The organism is Pseudomonas sp. PAGU 2196 (assembly GCF_022179005.1).
GTDB lineage: Bacteria > Pseudomonadota > Gammaproteobacteria > Pseudomonadales > Pseudomonadaceae > Aquipseudomonas > Aquipseudomonas kermanshahensis.
This window is the reverse complement of the sequence record NZ_BNTL01000002.1, coordinates 252,618-270,009: the sequence shown is the minus strand read 5'-3', so window position 1 is coordinate 270,009 and position 17,392 is coordinate 252,618. Positions and strand designations below refer to the sequence as shown.

Annotated in this window: 16 protein-coding genes; 5 read left to right on the top strand and 11 right to left on the bottom strand. The window is 62.1% G+C overall.

Annotated features, from left to right (window positions below):
- Positions 1–20 precede the first annotated feature (20 nt).
- Positions 21–578, top strand: coding sequence for a chorismate lyase (locus MFF34_RS02690; RefSeq protein ID WP_238210107.1), 558 nt, complete (start codon positions 21–23; stop codon positions 576–578).
- Positions 578–1,468 carry a 4-hydroxybenzoate octaprenyltransferase gene (gene ubiA, locus MFF34_RS02685; RefSeq protein WP_027592135.1) on the top strand — a complete coding sequence of 297 codons (891 nt, stop codon included), beginning with the start codon at positions 578–580 and terminating at the stop codon, positions 1,466–1,468. Before MFF34_RS02690 ends, ubiA begins: the two co-directional genes overlap by 1 nt.
- 202 nt (positions 1,469–1,670) lie before the next feature.
- Here the strand turns inward: ubiA and MFF34_RS02680 are convergent, their stop codons facing one another.
- Entirely contained in the window at positions 1,671–2,039 is a 369-nt protein-coding gene (locus MFF34_RS02680) for a hypothetical protein (protein ID WP_238210105.1), read from the bottom strand.
- A gap of 172 nt (positions 2,040–2,211) precedes the next feature.
- Between MFF34_RS02680 and phoB the strand changes: the two genes are divergently transcribed.
- The 3 genes from phoB (at position 2,212) to MFF34_RS02665 (ending at position 5,734) form a co-directional block, all read left to right on the top strand.
- A complete protein-coding gene (gene phoB / locus MFF34_RS02675) occupies positions 2,212–2,901 on the top strand; it encodes a phosphate regulon transcriptional regulator PhoB (protein WP_003253341.1) in 690 nt (229 codons plus the stop codon).
- Between the two features lie 45 nt (positions 2,902–2,946).
- A complete protein-coding gene (gene phoR, locus MFF34_RS02670; RefSeq protein WP_027592133.1) occupies positions 2,947–4,254 on the top strand; it encodes a phosphate regulon sensor histidine kinase PhoR in 1,308 nt (435 codons plus the stop codon).
- Between the two features lie 139 nt (positions 4,255–4,393).
- Positions 4,394–5,734 carry a hemolysin family protein gene (locus MFF34_RS02665; RefSeq protein WP_027592132.1) on the top strand — a complete coding sequence of 447 codons (1,341 nt, stop codon included), beginning with the start codon at positions 4,394–4,396 and terminating at the stop codon, positions 5,732–5,734.
- A 16-nt stretch (positions 5,735–5,750) separates the two neighbouring features.
- Here MFF34_RS02665 and MFF34_RS02660 read toward each other — a convergent pair whose 3' ends face one another.
- The 10 genes from MFF34_RS02660 to MFF34_RS02615 all read right to left on the bottom strand — a co-directional run bounded on the left by MFF34_RS02660 (position 5,751) and on the right by MFF34_RS02615 (position 17,301).
- Entirely contained in the window at positions 5,751–6,647 is an 897-nt protein-coding gene (locus MFF34_RS02660; RefSeq protein ID WP_238210103.1) for a peptidoglycan DD-metalloendopeptidase family protein, read from the bottom strand.
- A 212-nt stretch (positions 6,648–6,859) separates the two neighbouring features.
- Positions 6,860–7,750, bottom strand: coding sequence for a response regulator (locus tag MFF34_RS02655; RefSeq protein WP_238210101.1), 891 nt, complete (start codon positions 7,748–7,750; stop codon positions 6,860–6,862).
- A 165-nt stretch (positions 7,751–7,915) separates the two neighbouring features.
- Complete coding sequence (gene phoU / locus MFF34_RS02650; RefSeq protein ID WP_027592129.1) at positions 7,916–8,686, bottom strand: phosphate signaling complex protein PhoU; 771 nt, start codon at positions 8,684–8,686, stop codon at positions 7,916–7,918.
- 94 nt (positions 8,687–8,780) lie between these two features.
- Positions 8,781–9,614, bottom strand: coding sequence for a phosphate ABC transporter ATP-binding protein PstB (gene pstB, locus MFF34_RS02645; RefSeq protein ID WP_027592128.1), 834 nt, complete (start codon positions 9,612–9,614; stop codon positions 8,781–8,783).
- A 72-nt stretch (positions 9,615–9,686) separates the two neighbouring features.
- Complete coding sequence (gene pstA / locus MFF34_RS02640; RefSeq protein WP_027592127.1) at positions 9,687–11,357, bottom strand: phosphate ABC transporter permease PstA; 1,671 nt, start codon at positions 11,355–11,357, stop codon at positions 9,687–9,689.
- A 17-nt stretch (positions 11,358–11,374) separates the two neighbouring features.
- Positions 11,375–13,663 carry an ABC transporter permease subunit gene (locus MFF34_RS02635; protein WP_238210100.1) on the bottom strand — a complete coding sequence of 763 codons (2,289 nt, stop codon included), beginning with the start codon at positions 13,661–13,663 and terminating at the stop codon, positions 11,375–11,377.
- 139 nt (positions 13,664–13,802) lie between these two features.
- The gene (locus tag MFF34_RS02630; RefSeq protein WP_027592125.1) at positions 13,803–14,801 is read right to left on the bottom strand and encodes a phosphate ABC transporter substrate-binding protein PstS; all 999 of its coding nucleotides are present in this window, start codon (positions 14,799–14,801) and stop codon (positions 13,803–13,805) included.
- 167 nt (positions 14,802–14,968) lie between these two features.
- Positions 14,969–15,352 (bottom strand): hypothetical protein, encoded by a 384-nt coding sequence (locus MFF34_RS02625; RefSeq protein ID WP_225874404.1) that lies wholly within the window; start codon positions 15,350–15,352, stop codon positions 14,969–14,971.
- Positions 15,339–15,842 carry a Panacea domain-containing protein gene (locus tag MFF34_RS02620; protein ID WP_099430814.1) on the bottom strand — a complete coding sequence of 168 codons (504 nt, stop codon included), beginning with the start codon at positions 15,840–15,842 and terminating at the stop codon, positions 15,339–15,341. The genes MFF34_RS02625 and MFF34_RS02620 overlap by 14 nt, the downstream gene beginning before the upstream one ends.
- Positions 15,843–16,011: 169 nt before the next feature.
- Positions 16,012–17,301 (bottom strand): MFS transporter, encoded by a 1,290-nt coding sequence (locus tag MFF34_RS02615; RefSeq protein ID WP_238210091.1) that lies wholly within the window; start codon positions 17,299–17,301, stop codon positions 16,012–16,014.
- Positions 17,302–17,392: the final 91 nt, after the last annotated feature.

The following is a 17,392-nucleotide window of genomic DNA, read 5'->3' as shown; positions in this document are numbered from 1 at the left end:
GCTGTAACAAGCATACCGACGTGTCGTACGAATCCCCGCAAGCAGCCGCTGTCGCGTGGCTGCCGTATTCACAGCTGGCGACCGAGATCGACCAGCCGACCCTGGACTGGCTGTTCGACGAGGGCTCGCTGACCCGCCGCCTGACCCGCCTGTCCCACGATCATTTTTCCGTCACCCCGCTGCTGGAAGGCTGGCAGCCACTGCGTGATGACGAATGCCTGGCCCTGGGCATCTCCCCGGGGGCGCAAGGCTGGGTGCGCGAGGTGTACCTGCGTGGCCACGGCCAGCCCTGGGTGTTCGCCCGCAGCGTGGCCAGCCGCAGTGCCCTGGAGCGCGGTGGCCTGGACCTCGAGACCCTGGGCAGCCGCTCGCTGGGCGAGTTGCTGTTCTGTGACCAGGCGTTCATTCGTCACACACTGCAAGTGTGCAGTTATCCACAGGCCTGGTTACCGACCGAGGCCCGCCATGATGCGCTTTGGGGCCGACGCTCACGCTTTGAACGGGACGGCCTGGACCTGCTGGTAGCCGAGGTGTTCCTGCCAGCCCTGTGGCAAGCGGCCAAGGAGGAAAACCGCTGATGTACCTGCAACTGCTCAAGTCGCTCAACCGCGTGCACCCGCGCGCCTGGGACTTTGTCCAGCTCAGCCGCATGGACCGCCCCATCGGCATCTACCTGCTGCTGTGGCCGACCCTGTCGGCTGTATGGATTGCAGGGCAAGGTTCGCCGACCCTGGCCAACGTGCTGATCTTCGGCCTTGGCGTGGTACTGATGCGCGCTGCTGGCTGCTGCATCAATGACTTTGCCGACCGCAAGGTCGATGGCCACGTCAAACGCACCGCCGACCGCCCCTTGGCCAGCGGCCGGGTCAAGCCCCGCGAGGCGCTGGCACTGTTCGCGATCCTGGTCGGGGTGAGCTTCCTGCTGGTGCTGTGTACCAACAGCCGGACCGTCTGGCTGTCGTTCGGCGCCGTGGCCTTGGCGTTCTGCTACCCGTTCATGAAGCGCTACACCTATTACCCGCAGGTGGTGCTGGGCGCCGCGTATTCCTGGGGTATCCCCATGGCGTTCACCGCTGCCGGGGGCGAGCTGCCGGCCAGTGCCTGGCTGCTGTACATCGCCAACCTGCTGTGGACCGTGGGCTACGACACCTACTACGCCATGGTCGACCGCGACGATGACCTGAAGATCGGCGTCAAATCGACGGCCATCCTGTTTGGCGAAGCCGATCGGGTGATCATCCTGACCTTGCAGTTGCTGTCGTTGGCTTGCCTGCTGTTGGCCGGGAGCCGCTTCGAGCTGGGCGGCTGGTTCCACCTGGGGCTGCTGGGGGCGGCGTTGTGCTTTGCCTGGGAGTTCTGGTCGACGCGCAAGCTGGACCGCGAGTCGTGCTTCAAGGCGTTTCTGCACAATCACTGGGCGGGATTGCTGGTGTTCATTGGGGTCGTGCTGGATTACGCACTGCGCTGACTCTTCTGGGGCTGCTTTGCAGCCCATCGCGGCACAAGGCCGCTCCCACAGGGTCCTCCATACGCCGATCAATGTGGGAGCAACTGTCTTGTGGTGCTTGTTCCGGCCGCATCGCTGGCAAGCCCACACAGAGTCCTGCATACGCCGATCAATGTGGGAGCGGCCTTGTGTCGCGATGGGCCGCACAGCGGCCCCGGCTATGTCACGGCTTGGCCACGTGCCAGACGTCTTTCATGCCGTCACCGGTGGTATCGCCAGCCTTCTTGTCCTTGACGAAGGTGTACAGCGGCTTGCCGTCATAGGCCCATTGCATCGTGCCATCGTCACGCTTGATCTTTGTCCACTTGCCATCGGCCTTTTCCCCATCCATCACCTTCAACGGCGGCCAATTCGTTGCGCAATCACCATTGCACATCGACTTGCCCCCAGCGTCCTTGTCAAAGGTGTACAGCGTCATGCCGGCATGATCGACCCACATGCCATCCTTCTCCATCGCATGGTGGGCTGAGGCCACCCCCGGGAGTGCCAGCGCAGCAAGAAGGGCCATCCAGCTCAGCGTATGTCGTGTCATTGGATTCACCATTGTTTCCGGGGAAATGAGTTCTGATAGCCGCCGCAGCGGCCCTTTCAAGCCTAGTCCAGTCATGGAATGTCGCCAGAACAGCCAATGCTCTGTCACACAGCTGCAATAATTCCGTTATCTAATGCGGGCCAGACACGATTTTCCAGGAGAGGTTTTGAGCATGGTTGGCAGGAACATTCTGATCGTCGACGACGAAGCGCCTATTCGCGAGATGATCGCCGTTGCATTGGAAATGGCCGGCTACGACTGCCTGGAAGCGGAGAACTCGCAACAGGCCCACGCGATCATCGTCGACCGCAAGCCTGACCTGATCCTGCTCGACTGGATGCTGCCGGGCACCTCGGGCATCGAACTGGCCCGCCGCCTGAAGCGTGACGAGCTGACCGGGGACATCCCGATCATCATGCTCACCGCCAAAGGTGAAGAGGACAACAAGATCCAAGGCCTGGAAGTGGGCGCCGATGACTACATCACCAAACCCTTCTCACCCCGCGAGCTGGTCGCCCGCCTGAAAGCCGTGCTGCGTCGCACCGGCCCGAGCGACAGCGAGGCGCCGATCGAAGTCGGTGGCCTGCTGCTTGACCCGATCAGCCACCGCGTGACCATCGACGGCAAACCGGCCGAGATGGGCCCCACCGAATACCGCCTGCTGCAGTTCTTCATGACCCACCAGGAGCGCGCCTACACCCGTGGCCAGTTGCTGGACCAGGTCTGGGGCGGCAACGTCTATGTCGAGGAGCGTACCGTCGACGTGCACATCCGCCGCTTGCGCAAGGCGCTGGGTGAAGCCTACGAAAATCTGGTACAAACCGTCCGCGGCACTGGCTACCGTTTCTCGACCAAGAGCTGATACGCCTGCACGCCTGGCTGCACGACGTTGTACAAGGACCGTCAATTGAACCAGAACTGGCACGCGACCCTGATTCGCCACCTGCTGCTGCTGATCTCTGTCTGCCTGCTCGGCGGGCTGGTCAGCGGTTATTACGGCTGGAGCCTGGCCATCGGCCTGGCCCTGTACCTGGGTTGGACCCTCAAGCAGCTGCTGCGCCTGCATGACTGGCTGCGCAACCATCAACCCGACGAGGCTCCGCCAGACGGCTACGGCCTGTGGGGCGAAGTGTTCGACAGCATCTACCACCTGCAACGTCGCGACCAACGCGTACGCGGCCGCCTGCAGGCGGTGATCGACCGGGTGCAGGAGTCCACTGCCGCGCTGCGCGATGCGGTGATCATGCTCGACAGCGACGGCAACCTGGAATGGTGGAACCGCGCCGCCGAAACCCTGCTGGGCTTCAAGACCCCGCAGGACGGCGGCCAACAGGTGACCAACCTGGTGCGCCACCCTCGCTTCAAGGAATACTTCGAAGCGGAGAACTACGTCGAACCGCTGGAAATCCCTTCGCCGATCAATGACCGGATGCGTGTGCAGCTGCACATCACCCGCTACGGCAATAACGAGCACCTGATGCTGGTGCGCGATGTCACCCGCATCCATCAGCTCGAACAGATGCGCAAGGACTTCGTCGCCAACGTTTCCCATGAGTTGCGTACGCCGCTGACGGTGATTACCGGCTACCTGGAAACCTTGCTCGACAACGTCGAGGACGTAAACCCGCGCTGGACCCGAGCCCTGCAGCAGATGAGCCAGCAAGGTTCACGCATGCAGACCCTGCTCAATGACTTGCTGTTGCTGGCCAAGCTGGAGGCCACCGACTACCCCTCCGACAACCTGCCCGTCCCCGTCGATGCCCTGCTGCAGTCGATCAAGGGCGATGCCCAGGCGCTGTCCGGCCCACGTAACCAGCGCATCAGCCTGGAAGCCGCGCCCGGCGTCAGCCTCAAGGGCAGCGAGGCAGAGCTGCGCAGTGCGTTCTCCAACCTGGTGTTCAACGCGGTCAAGTACACCCCGGACGAGGGCAGCATTCGCATCCGCTGGTGGGCCGATGCCCAGGGTGCGCACCTCAGCGTGCAGGATTCGGGTATCGGCATCGATGCCAAGCATTTGCCACGGCTGACCGAGCGCTTCTACCGCGTCGACTCCAGCCGGGCGTCCAATACCGGGGGCACGGGGTTGGGCCTGGCGATCGTCAAGCATGTGCTGCTGCGCCATCGCGGGCGCCTGGAGATCAGCAGCGTGCCGGGGCATGGCAGCACCTTTACCTGTCACTTTGCGCCGGCACAATTGGCCAACGGCAAGGGTTGAGAAGGCTGCACCGCAACCCCATCAAGACCATCACCCTTTGCTTTTGCGGCTTCAACCGCTACATTGGACCCCCTGTGCCAGCCTGTGCTGGCACTTTTTTTCTCCATTCCTCAAAGACGGACCCCGTAAAAACTCCATCATGGACCCTTCCCCTGGTATCAGCCTCACCTCGTTATTCGCCGATTTCGGCATGATCATCTTTGCCTTGCTCCTGGTGCTGCTCAACGGCTTTTTCGTTGCCGCCGAGTTCGCCATGGTCAAGCTGCGCTCAACCCGCGTCGATTCCATCGCCGAACTGCACGGCTGGCGTGGCAGCATCCTGCGCAAGGTGCACAACCAGCTCGACGCCTACCTGTCCGCCTGCCAGCTGGGCATCACCCTCGCCTCCCTGGGCCTGGGCTGGGTCGGCGAGCCGGCGTTCGCCCACCTGCTGGAGCCGCTGCTGGCCTACATGGGCGTGGATACGCCAGAGCTGATCAAGGGCATTTCGTTCTTCGTCGCGTTCTTCGTCATCTCTTACCTGCACATTGTGGTCGGTGAACTGGCGCCCAAGTCCTGGGCGATCCGCAAGCCCGAGCTGCTGTCGCTGTGGACCGCGGTGCCGCTGTACCTGTTCTACTGGGCGATGTACCCGGCCATCTACCTGCTCAATGCCAGCGCCAACACCATCCTGCGCATTGCTGGCCAAGGTGAGCCTGGCCCGCACCACGAGCATCACTACAGCCGCGAAGAGCTCAAGCTGATCCTGCACTCCAGCCGTGGCCAAGACCCGAGCGACCAGGGCATGCGCGTGCTGGCCTCGGCAGTGGAAATGGGCGAGCTGGAAGTGGTCGACTGGGCCAACTCCCGCGAGGACATGGTCAGCATCGACGCGCACGCGCCACTCAAGCAGATCCTGGCCCTGCTGCGCCGCCACAAGTTCAGCCGTTACCCGGTCTACGACGCCGAGCGCGAAGAGTTCACCGGGTTGCTGCACATCAAGGACCTGTTGCTGGAGTTGGCCGAACTCGACCACCTGCCCGAAACCATCGACCTCGAAGACCTGGCTCGCCCGCTGGAGCGGGTTTCCCGGCATATGCCGCTGTCGCAGTTGCTGGAGCAGTTCCGCAAGGGCGGCGCGCATTTCGTGCTGGTCGAGGAAGCCGATGGCAAGGTAATCGGCTACCTGACCATGGAAGACGTGCTGGAAGTACTGGTCGGCGATATCCAGGATGAACACCGCAAGACCGAGCGCGGCATCCTCGCCTACCAGCCGGGCAAGCTGCTGGTGCGCGGTGACACGCCGCTGTTCAAGGTCGAGCGCCTGCTGGGCATCGACCTGGACCACATCGAGGCGGAGACCCTGGCTGGGCTGGTGTATGAAACGCTCAAGCGCGTCCCTGAAGAGGAAGAAGTGCTTGAGGTTGAAGGCCTGCGCATCATCATCAAGAAGATGAAAGGGCCGAAGATCGTGCTGGCCAAGGTGCTGAAGCTGGATTGACCTTACGGTCCCTCGTTCAGGGGTTGCCCGCCGTAAAGTCGGGCAGCCCACTGATCGGCCTGTCGAACTGATAGGGTATCGACTCCAGCGCCAACCCCACGTTGCGCTGCACCACAAAATGCAGGTGCGGGCCGGTGCTGTTGCCGGTGTTGCCGGACTTGGCCAGTACCTGCCCCTGCTTCACCCGCTGCCCCTCAGCCACCACCACCGAACCACGCATCAGGTGCAGGTACACGCCCATGGTGCCGTCGGCGTGCAAGACCCTGACAAAATTGCCCGAAGGGTTGCTGCCACGCCCGGTCTGGCTGTTCTCGACATTCACCACCACCCCTTCCCGGGCCGCAATGATGGTCGTACCCTCAGGCATGGCGATATCCATGGCATAGCGCCCCTTGGGGCCGAAATGGCTGAAGCGGCCGTTGGGCCCCTGCGTCACCCGAAACGGCCCGCCCAGCCAGGGGAAGGCGTACCGATAACCCTGAGGCCGCAGCCCCGGGTCGCCCATTGCCTGCAGCAGCGTCGAGCGATAGCCCAGCAACGTCCCAGGGCGGCCCCGCAGCACGCTGAGCATCTGGGTTGAACGCCCTGGCAGCACCCTGCGCACGATCCGCGGCGCATTGCCGCCTTGAGCGTTGATCAGCTTGTCCAGGTGCAATTCGACCTGCACCGGCACATGCGATTCATTGCGCGCAGAAAAGCTCACGCCGCCCTGGAACACGATCGCGTTGAGCCGCACCTGGCTTTCCTGGCGCTCGACCATGGATTCATGCAGCTCGATCGGCTTGGCCCCGGGGCCTGGCCGGTCGGTATAGGCACCCACACCGTTGGCATCGGTGATCGGGTAGAGAGTCACACCCAGGCTCGACGCCGAGGCCATGAGCAATGCACAGAACAGCAGCAGGCGGGCGGGCATGATAGTGGCTTTTTGACAGTTGTGATCTGTCGAAGCCTAGCAGCCGGTTTGGCGGGGGATATGACAGTTGGTCGGATGGCGAACACACACCCTGTAGCAGCAGCCTTGTGCTGCGAAGAGGCCGGTGATAACAGCCAATATCACTGTGTTATCACCGGCCTCTTCGCAGCACAAGGCTGCTCCCACAAGAACCGCGTATGCCTGACTGTGGATCAGGCGCCGGGCGTGAAGTGCTTCTGCGCCGTGCCGCGGGCAATCAGCCGCGACAGGTAGTCGAGCTTCTGCGCATCCTGGTCGACGAACTTGAAGGTCAGCTGCAGCCAGTCACTGTCTGGCTTGGGCTCCAGCGCCGCGACGGCATGCAGGTAACCGTTCAGGCGCGCGACTTCGGCGTTTTCGCCTTGCTCCAGGTCCAGTACCGCGCCCTCAAGCACCTGCGGCAGCGCTTCGCTGCGGCGCACCACCAGCAGCGCCTCTTTCAGGCTCAACGCCTTGATCACGCACGGCTGTGTGCCGCTAGACAGGCGCAACTGGCCTTGGCCACGGCCACTGGGTGCAGCCGCAGGCGGTGCCGGTGCGTTGATCAACGGCTTGGCCGGCGCGGCAGCAGGCGCCGCGACCTTGACGGCTTCAGGCTTGCCGCCCGTCAGCGCGCTCAGCGAATCGTTGGCAAACGCCGAATTCGCCCGCGCAGGCCCAGTGGCCATCAGGCTGTCGAGTTTGCCGATCTTGCTCAGGGCTTTCTTTACCTTGGTCAGCAACTGCTCGTTGGTGAACGGCTTGCCGACGAAATCGGACACACCGGCCTGAATGGCCTGGATCACGTTCTCCTTGTCACCACGGCTGGTCACCATGATGAACTGCAAGCTCTTCAACGCGGGCTGCTGACGGCACCAGCTGAGCAGCTCCAGGCCCGACATCTCGGGCATTTCCCAGTCGCACAGGACCAGGTCGAACGGCTCCTTGCCCAACATGGCCATGGCCTTGCGACCGTTGACCGCATCGTCGATGACCATGCCCGGAAAGGCATTGCGCAGGCACTTCCTGACCAAATCGCGGATGAACGGGGCGTCATCCACGACCAGCACATTGACTTTACTCATCGATACTCCTCTTGAATCCCGACTAGCCTACCGGCAAGCGATGGCTACTTGCCACAACTGCGCGTGGAGCGGGACTTCTTCACACCGTTCGCGGGTGCCTGATGGCTGCTCGACCACAAACGAAAACGCCCGGCCTAAGCCGGGCGTTGAGGCTCGGGAGCAATACTATTTATCGTCCGCTTGGCCCGGAACATTAGCGCTTTCGGCCTCATCGCCGCTGGTGCCCTGCACTTCCGCCTTCATGCGCTTGAGGCCCATGTGGCGGACGTCGGTGCCGCGCACCAGGTAAATCACCAGCTCGGAAATGTTGCGGGCGTGGTCGCCAATACGCTCCAGCGAACGCAAGGCCCAGATGACGCTCAGCACCCGCGAAATCGAACGCGGGTCTTCCATCATGTAGGTCACCAGCTCGCGCAGTGCGGTCTTGTACTCGCGGTCGATGGTCTTGTCGTACTGCGCCACCGACAACGCCAGGTCGGCATCGAAGCGGGCAAAGGCGTCCAGCGCGTCGCGCACCATGTTGCGCACCTGGTCGCCGATGTGGCGCACCTCAACGTAGCCGCGTGGCGACTCGCCTTCTTCGCACAGCTGGATGGCGCGGCGGGCGATTTTGGTCGACTCGTCACCGATGCGTTCCAGGTCGATCACCGACTTGGAGATGCTGATGATCAGGCGCAGGTCGGACGCCGCTGGCTGGCGGCGGGCGAGGATGCGGACGCACTCCTCGTCGATGTTGCGCTCCATCTGGTTGATCTGCTCATCGACCTCGCGCACCTGCTGAGCCAGGCCCGAATCGGCCTCGATCAGCGCGGTTACCGCGTCGTTGACCTGTTTCTCGACCAGGCCGCCCATGGCCAGGAGGTGGCTGCGCACCTCTTCGAGCTCGGCGTTGAACTGCTGGGAGATGTGATGCGTAAGGCTTTCTTTGTTGATCATCGTTTCGCTCCGCGAAAAAGCTGCAAGCCTCAAGCCGCAAGCTTCAAGTCGTTCGTGTTATCCCTTGGCCCCAGGCCTGCGGCTGGCAGACCGACTAGCCATAGCGACCGGTAATGTAATCTTCGGTCTGCTTCTTCGCCGGGTTGGTGAACAGGGTGTCGGTGTCCCCGAATTCGACCAGTTTGCCCATGTACATGAAGGCGGTGTAGTCCGAGACGCGCGCCGCCTGTTGCATGTTGTGGGTCACGATGACGATGGTGTACTTGGATTTCAATTCGTAGATCAGCTCTTCGACCTTCAGCGTCGAGATCGGGTCCAGTGCCGAGCACGGTTCGTCGAGCAGCAATACTTCTGGCTCCACGGCAATGGTGCGGGCAATGACCAGACGTTGCTGCTGGCCACCCGACAGGCCCAGGGCCGAATCGTGCAGGCGGTCTTTGACCTCATCCCACAGGGCGGCGCCCTTCAGTGCCCATTCGACGGCTTCGTCGAGGGTGCGCTTCTTGTTGATACCCTGGATGCGCAAGCCGTAGACGACGTTCTCGTAGATGGTCTTGGGGAACGGGTTCGGCTTCTGGAACACCATGCCCACACGGCGGCGCAGCTCGGCCACGTCCTCGCCCTTGCGGTAGATATTGGTGCCATACAGGTTGATGGCGCCCTCCACGCGGCAACCGTCAACCAGGTCGTTCATGCGGTTGAAGGTACGCAGGAGGGTCGACTTGCCGCAGCCGGACGGGCCGATGAAGGCGGTCACGCGCTGCTTGGGGATATTCATGCTGACGTCGAACAAGGCTTGCTTGTCGCCGTAGAACAGGCTCAGGCCCGGTACTTCGATGGCCACGGTTTCTTCGGCCAGGCGCAGGCTCTGCTTGTCGCGGCCCAGGGCAGACATGTCGATGCCGTGGGTATGGGATTCGTGCTGCATGGTCAACTCCATACGCTATCAATTCGTTTCAAAGGGCCGCCCGGCTTGCAGGCGGCACGCTTGTAATCAGGATCAGTGGTCCAGCGCCTTGTACTTCTCGCGCAGGTGGTTACGGATCCACACCGCCGAGAGGTTGAGGGTGGCGATCACCAGCACCAGCAGCAGCGCGGTGGCGTACACCAGCGGGCGCGCGGCCTCGACGTTAGGGCTCTGGAAGCCGACGTCATAGATGTGGAAGCCCAGGTGCATGATCTTCTGGTCCAGGTGCAGGTACGGGTAGTTGCCATCCAGTGGCAACGACGGCGCCAGCTTCACCACACCCACCAGCATCAGTGGCGCCACTTCACCCGCGGCGCGGGCCACGGCGAGGATCATGCCAGTCATCATGGCCGGGCTGGCCATCGGCAGGACGATTTTCCACAGGGTCTCGGCCTTGGTCGCGCCCAGGGCCAGCGAGCCCTCGCGCACGGTGCGTGGAATCCGCGCCAGGCCTTCTTCGGTGGCCACGATCACCACCGGTACCGCCAGCAGCGCCAGGGTCAGCGAGGCCCACAGCAGGCCCGGGGTACCCAGGGTGGGTGCCGGCAGCGACTCGGGGAAGAACAGCCGGTCGATCGAGCCACCCAGTACATAGACGAAGAAGCCCAGGCCGAACACGCCGTAGACGATCGCCGGTACACCCGCCAAGTTGTTCACCGCGATGCGGATCAGGCGCGTCACCGGGCCCTGCTTGGCGTATTCGCGCAGGTAGACTGCAGCCAGCACGCCGAACGGGGTCACGATCACGGCCATGATCAGGGTCATCATCACGGTACCGAAGATGGCCGGGAAGATGCCGCCCTCGGTGTTGGCTTCACGCGGGTCGTCGCTGAGGAACTCCCAGACCTTGGCGAAGTAAGTGCCCATCTTGGTCAGCCCGGACATGCCGTTCGGCTGGATGGCGTGCACCACCTTGCTCAGGTTGATCTCCACTTCGCGGCCGTTGGCATCACGTGCCACCAGGCTGTCACGGGAGAAGGCCTGGTGCAGGCCGCTGAGGCGGTCTTCGATGGCCTTGTAGCGGCTGTTCAGCTCGGCACGCTCGGCGTCCATGTCGGCCTGGGCAGCGGCGTCGAGCTTGCCCTCCAACTCCAGCTTGCGGCTATGCAAACGCAGGCGTTCTAGGCCATGGTTGATGGCGCCGATGTCTTTTTTCTCGAGTTGCTGCAATTCGCCATTGAGCTGGTTGGCGCGCTTGAGGCGGGCCTGCAGTTCGTTCCAGGCAGCAGGGCCTTCGGCGACCACGCGGCCTTCTTCCTTGACGCTGACCAGGTAGCCGTAGAAGTTGCCCCACTCGCGGCGTTCCAACGCCATCAGGTCGACCGGGCGTTGCTCATCGACCAGCCAGTCGCCCACCACCCAGGTGAAGTCGCTGCCGTTAAGGTCGCGGTTACCGACCTTGATCAGCTCACGGGTCATGAACTCCGGGCCCTGCTCAGGTACCGGCAAGCCGGCACCCTTCAGGCGTGCACGGGGCACTTCTTCTTTTTGCACCACTTCGCCGACGACGATGTGATCAGCCTGGCCAGGCACCTTGTAGGTGGCCTGGACCAGGTCGGCCGGCCAGAAGTGGCCCAGGCCTCGCACGGCGATGACCGACAGCAGGCCGATGGTCATGATCACCGCCATGGCAACCGCGCCACCGCTGATCCAGACGCCTGGGGCGCCGCTCTTGAACCAGCCTTTGAGGGAATCCTTTTTCACGGATCTCTACCTTTCTATCAAAGCGACGAGTATTTCTTGCGCAGACGCTGGCGAATCAGCTCGGCCAAGGTGTTCATGATGAAGGTGAACATCAGCAGCACGAGGGCCGCCAGGAACAGCACGCGATAGTGGCTGCCACCGACTTCCGACTCTGGCATTTCTACCGCCACGTTGGCGGCCAGGGTGCGCATGCCTTCGAACAGGTTCATCTCCATCACCGGGGTGTTGCCGGTGGCCATGAGCACGATCATGGTCTCGCCCACCGCACGGCCCATGCCGATCATCAGCGCCGAGAAGATACCCGGGCTGGCGGTGAGGATGACCACGCGGGTCAGGGTCTGCCACGGCGTTGCACCCAGGGCCAGGGAGCCCAGGGTCAGGCTGCGCGGCACGCTGAACACGGCGTCTTCGGCAATCGAGTAGATGTTCGGGATGACCGCGAAGCCCATGGCGATACCGACTACCAGGGCGTTGCGCTGGTCGTAGGTGATGCCCAGGTCGTTGGTGATCCACAGGCGCATGTCGCCGCCGAAGAACCAGGTCTCCAGGTAAGGGCTCATGGTCAGGGCGAACCAGCCGGTGAACAGGATCACGGGGATCAGGATCGCCGCTTCCCAGCCATCCGGCACGCGCAGGCGGATCGATTCCGGCAGGCGGCTCCAGACGAAACCGGCCAGGAGGATGCCGAACGGCATCAGTACGAACAGGCTGAACACACCCGGCAAGTGGCCTTCGAGGTACGGCGCGAGGAACAGGCCGGCGAAGAAGCCGAGGATCACCGTCGGCATCGCTTCCATCAGCTCGATCACCGGCTTGACCTTGCGGCGCATGCCAGGGGCCATGAAGTAGGCGGTGTAGATGGCGGCGGCAATGGCCAGCGGGGCGGCCAGGATCATCGCGTAGAACGCAGCCTTCAGGGTACCGAAGGTCAGCGGCGACAGGCTCAGCTTGGGCTCGAAGTCGGTGTTCGACGCAGTCGACTGCCAGACGTACTTGGGCTCGTCATAGTTCTCGTACCAGACCTTGCCCCACAGCGCGCTGAAGGAGACTTCCGGGTGCGGGTTCTTCAGGCTCAGCGGCAGCAGCTTGCCACCTTCCTCAATGATGATGCGGTTGGCACGCGGCGACAGGGCCAGGATGCCAGCGCCTTCTGCAGCCGGCTCGACCAGCAGGGTGCGGTGCGCGGTGCTGTGGAACACACCAAGCTTGCCTTCGGCGTCCAGGGCGATGAAGCCCTTGCGGCGCTCTTCGGCATCGATCTGGACGATCGGCGCAGTGCCCATCTGGAAGCTGCGGATCAACTTGAAGCGCGACTCGCCATCGGGATCGCGGGCCATGAACCACTGGTTCAAGCCACCTTTGGAGTCACCGAAGATCAGCGAGATACCGCCCACCAACTGGCCACTGGCCGTGATTTCGGCATTGCCATCTTCCAGCAGCTTATAGCGGCCGTTAAGGCTCTTGTCGCGCAGGCTGAAGACGTCGGCGGTGGCACGGCCGTTGACCACGTACAGCCATTGCTGGCGGGGGTCGACGTAGATGGCCTTGACCGGTTCGGTCATCTGCGGCAGGTCGATGCGGTTCTGCTCGCTGGTGACCTCGCCGGTCATCATGTTCTCTTCGCGGGTCAGCTGGGTGACCTGCATGTGCGAACCGGTGGAACCCGCCAGCAGCAGGGTTTCGCCGTTGACGTTGACGCTCACGTGTTCCAGGGGACGGCCCTGGTCGTCAAGCACGAACGCGTCCTTGCCGTAGGGGTAGTCGATGCCTGGGGTGATGGTCTTCTTGTTGTCCGGGTAGGTGATCTTGTAGGTGTGGTGGAACACCAACGCCTGACCATTGGACAGACCCAGCACAACCAGCGGGCTACCCGGCTGATCGGTGCTGATGGAGCTCACCTGGGTACCGGCCGGCAGCGGCAGGTCGACGCGCTGCAGCTCGGCACCGGTCTTGGTGTCGAAGAACAGTGCCTGCCCCTTGTCGGAAACCCGCATGCCCACCAGGTTTTGCTCTTCAAGCGCAATCATCAGCGGCTTGCCGGCATCCTGTTGCAGCCAGGTCGGCTCCAGGGCCTTCTTGCTGGTCAGCTCAGCGCCCTGGAACAGCGGCAGCACCACGTAGGCCAGGTAGAAGAAAATCAGGGTAATTGCCGCCAATACGGCAAGCCCGCCCACCAGTACATACCAGCGGGTCAGGCGGTCCTTGAGCGCACGCATGCGGCGCTTGCGTTGCAACTCGGGCGTATTGAAGTCAATCCGCACGGGTTGGGAATTTTGGGTCATGGTGGAGTTGGCCAGATCATTCATGCGCACACCCTAGCGGTCCCGTATGACAAAAACATGACAATGCAGTGACGCAAGAAAGCCCGACGCTCAGGGGTTCTGGCTTCGGACTGAGAATTCGTGGAAGCGGCCGGGCTTAGGCACCGGCCGCTTCCTCAGTTACTTACTTCTTTGCGACGTTACCAGCGTGGGACAGGCCCAGGTCGGCCAGGGTCTTGTCGACCACTTTGGCCGGCAGCGGGATGTAGCCATCCTTCACCACGACCTGCTGGCCAGCTTGCGACAGCACCAGCTTGATGAACTCGGCGTCCAGCGGGGCCAGAGGCTTGTTCGGGGCCTTGTTGACGTAGACGTACAGGAAGCGGGACAGCGGGTACTTGCCGTTCAGGGCGTTTTCTTCGTTATCTTCGATGAACTCGCCGCCTTCTTTCTTGGCCAGGGCTACGGTCTTGACGCTAGCGGTCTTGTAGCCGATGCCCGAGTAGCCAATGCCGTTCAGCGAGGAGCTGATCGACTGCACGACCGAAGCCGAGCCAGGCTGTTCGTTGACGTTAGGCTTGAAGTCGCCTTTGCACAGGGCTTCTTCCTTGAAGTAGCCGTAGGTGCCCGATACCGAGTTACGGCCGAACAGCTGCACTGGCTTGTTGGCCAGGTCGCCGGTCACGCCCAGGTCGCCCCAGGTTTTGACATCGGCCTTGGCGCCACACAGGCGAGTGGACGAGAAGATCGCATCGACCTGAGCCATGGTCAGGCCCTTGATCGGGTTGTCCTTGTGGACGAATACAGCCAGGGCGTCAACGGCGACCGGGATAGCGGTCGGCTTGTAGCCGTACTTCTGCTCGAAGGCCTGCAGTTCGACGTCCTTCATCTTACGGCTCATCGGGCCCAGGTTGGCGGTGCCTTCGGTCAGCGCGGGTGGCGCGGTGGAGGAGCCGGCAGCCTGGATCTGAATGTTTACGTTCGGATATTCCTTCTTGTAGGCCTCGGCCCACAGGGTCATCAGGTTGGCGAGGGTGTCCGAACCGACGCTGGAGAGGTTGCCCGAAACACCGGTGGTCTTGGTGTAGGTCGGGATTGCTGGGTCGACAGCGGCTACCGCATTGGCGGTTGCAACGCCAGCGGCGGCGAAGGTAAGGGCCGCCATCAAACGCTTCAGTTTCATGCCTTGCTCCTAGCAGGAATATTGGGGGTGTTGGATGGATCGGGCCCAAGTATCTGCAGGCCGCATGAATACGATATGACTTCAATGTGACAATTGGATGAAAGGCCATCACCGGGTGCCGGGGATGGCCTTTTCAAGATGTTGCAAGGAGGCTTTTAAACGGAGGGCTAGCCGCCTGATCGCTTGCCGCCGGCAGGAAAGAGGCCGCGAATGACGCCGAGGAAGGCGGCAAACAAGTTAATCGACGTAGCGGTTGTTACAGCAATCAGCAGATTGTCGGAGAACGGCGACTTTCCGGTGTAGTAAGTCGCCCAGCCGTTCCAGACTAAAAGCGCACACCAGAACGAAACACCGGCGACCGCAAACCAGAACGCGCGGCCTGCATATTTTTTGCGCAGTTGGCGCTCAGCCTTCTGGTCCTTGAGGTTTTCTACCTTTTCGCGGTCAGCGTCCTTTTCAGCCGCGTCATTGACTGGCTGAACATCTTCAACCGGACCTTCGCCGGAAACCTCAAGGTTCAAATCACCCAGATCGAGATCATTCTTTGCCACTGAAACGGCTCTCAGGGTGAATTTTTTGAGCCATCTCGCCCCAGGTGATCGGCGAGCCGTCTGCATCACCTTCTGCCCAGGCGGTCCCCGCCTCATGCGTCAGATTGGAGAGTTCGGTGCCCGTCAACTTGCCGTACTTGCTGATGATTTTATCGATCAGGTTGTGGGTGGCCTGATCAGACTTTGGAACGGTTGGCGTGATGAGGATCGCATCACCATCGCTATCAAAATTTATATTCTTGATCAGCGATGTCACCTCTTGGGCGCCATAGGATTTGAGCTCATGGTAAAGCGACGGGATGACCGGGCCAAACTTCCAACGGGCAAAATTATCATCGATTAGAGGAGATCTCTCCCCGTTCAGACGCAGATGCCATGACTGCGTGTAGAAGAGAAGCTTCTGAAGCTTCATCGGCGTGAGATTTCGGATTTCACCTTTTCGCGCACGCTCAATGAAGGCGTTTGCCACAGCTAATGCTGAATAGGCCATGGGCACCTCCATGAAGGATCAAGTAGCCAAGGCCTTACTGTACATGAATACAGGCCCAACAGCAGCTTAAGGGAGCCGAATGAACAGGTAGGCAAAATCGCCTGACAGGAGGGGAATGTTGCCCTATCTGTTCACAAGTAGGGCAACACACCAGCGCTATCGAGCGTGATCAGCGCTTGTTCGCGTACAGATACAGGCCCACGGCCAGCCCGACGGCACACAGCCCCGCCACATAATAGGCCGGCGCCATTGGGCTGACCTTCAACAGCGCGGTCACCACCATCGGCGTCAGCCCGCCGAAGATGGCGTAGGCGACGTTGTAAGAGAACGACAAGCCGCTGAAACGCACCACCGGTGGGAAGGCCTTGACCATCACATAGGGCACGGCGCCGACGATACCGACGCACAGGCCGGTCAGCGCATACAGCGGGAACAGCAGGTCGGGGCGGGTCGGCAGGCTGTGGTAGAAGGTCCAGGAGCTGGCCAGCAACAGCAGGCTGCCGACGATGAACACACGCCCAGCGCCGATGCGGTCGGCCAGGCTACCGGCACCGATGCAGCCGAGGCTGAGCAGCACGATGGCCAGGCTGTTGGCCTTGAGCGAGTCGGTCGGGCTGATTTGGTAGAAGCTCTGCAGCAGCGCCGGGGTCATCAGGATCACCACCACGATGCCAGCCGACAGCAGCCAGGTCAGCAGCATCGACAAGATGATCGCGCCACGGTGATCACGCAGCACCGCACGCAGCGGCAGCTCTTCGGCCAGGGCCTTGCGCTGCTGCATCTCGGCGAACACTGGAGTTTCGTGCAGCCAGCGGCGCAGGTACACCGAGAACAGGCCGAACACACCCCCCAGCAAAAACGGTATACGCCAGGCGTAATCGGCAACTTCACCTGGGGTGTAAATGCTGTTGATCAGGGTCGCGACCAGCGAGCCGAGCAAAATGCCCGAGGTCAGGCCGGCGGTCAGCGTGCCGCAGGCGTAGCCGGTATTGCGCGCTGGTACGTGCTCAGAGACGAACACCCAGGCGCCAGGCACTTCGCCACCAATCGCCGCGCCCTGAATCACGCGCATCAGCAGCAGCAAAACCGGTGCCCACAGGCCAATCTGCGCGTAGGTCGGCAGCAGGCCCATGATCAGGGTCGGCAGCGCCATCATGAAGATGCTCAGGGTGAACATCTTCTTGCGCCCGAGCAGGTCACCGAAGTGCGCCATGACGATGCCGCCCAGTGGCCGCGCCAGGTAGCCGGCGGCGAAGATGCCGAAAGTCTGCATCAAACGCAGCCATTCCGGCATGTCGGCAGGGAAGAACAGCTTGCCGACCACCGTGGCAAAGAACACGAAGATGATGAAGTCGTAAAACTCCAGTGCACCGCCCAGGGCGGACAGTGAAAGGGTCTTGTAGTCGCTGCGGGTCAGCGGCCGTGAAGGCTGCTCGATACTGCTCGGCACGGAGGTCATCGATCTTTCTCTTGTAGGTCATGCAGGCCGCTTGGCGCGCGACTTCTGGATTGGTAGACGAGCGAAGATAGCAAATTGCCGAGGCGCGCCG

What these genes read in the sequence shown, in the direction of transcription:
- MFF34_RS02680 (WP_238210105.1), bottom strand. Translation starts at nt 2,039, where the DNA reads ATGACACGACATACGCTGAGCTGGATGGCCCTTCTTGCTGCGCTGGCA.
- MFF34_RS02620 (WP_099430814.1), bottom strand. Translation starts at nt 15,842, where the DNA reads ATGGCCTATTCAGCATTAGCTGTGGCAAACGCCTTCATTGAGCGTGCG.
- MFF34_RS02655 (WP_238210101.1), bottom strand. Translation starts at nt 7,750, where the DNA reads ATGAGTAAAGTCAATGTGCTGGTCGTGGATGACGCCCCGTTCATCCGC.
- MFF34_RS02635 (WP_238210100.1), bottom strand. Translation starts at nt 13,663, where the DNA reads ATGAATGATCTGGCCAACTCCACCATGACCCAAAATTCCCAACCCGTG.
- ubiA (WP_027592135.1), top strand. Translation starts at nt 578, where the DNA reads ATGTACCTGCAACTGCTCAAGTCGCTCAACCGCGTGCACCCGCGCGCC.
- MFF34_RS02665 (WP_027592132.1), top strand. Translation starts at nt 4,394, where the DNA reads ATGGACCCTTCCCCTGGTATCAGCCTCACCTCGTTATTCGCCGATTTC.
- MFF34_RS02615 (WP_238210091.1), bottom strand. Translation starts at nt 17,301, where the DNA reads ATGACCTCCGTGCCGAGCAGTATCGAGCAGCCTTCACGGCCGCTGACC.
- MFF34_RS02660 (WP_238210103.1), bottom strand. Translation starts at nt 6,647, where the DNA reads ATGCCCGCCCGCCTGCTGCTGTTCTGTGCATTGCTCATGGCCTCGGCG.
- phoB (WP_003253341.1), top strand. Translation starts at nt 2,212, where the DNA reads ATGGTTGGCAGGAACATTCTGATCGTCGACGACGAAGCGCCTATTCGC.
- pstB (WP_027592128.1), bottom strand. Translation starts at nt 9,614, where the DNA reads ATGCAGCACGAATCCCATACCCACGGCATCGACATGTCTGCCCTGGGC.
- MFF34_RS02630 (WP_027592125.1), bottom strand. Translation starts at nt 14,801, where the DNA reads ATGAAACTGAAGCGTTTGATGGCGGCCCTTACCTTCGCCGCCGCTGGC.
- phoU (WP_027592129.1), bottom strand. Translation starts at nt 8,686, where the DNA reads ATGATCAACAAAGAAAGCCTTACGCATCACATCTCCCAGCAGTTCAAC.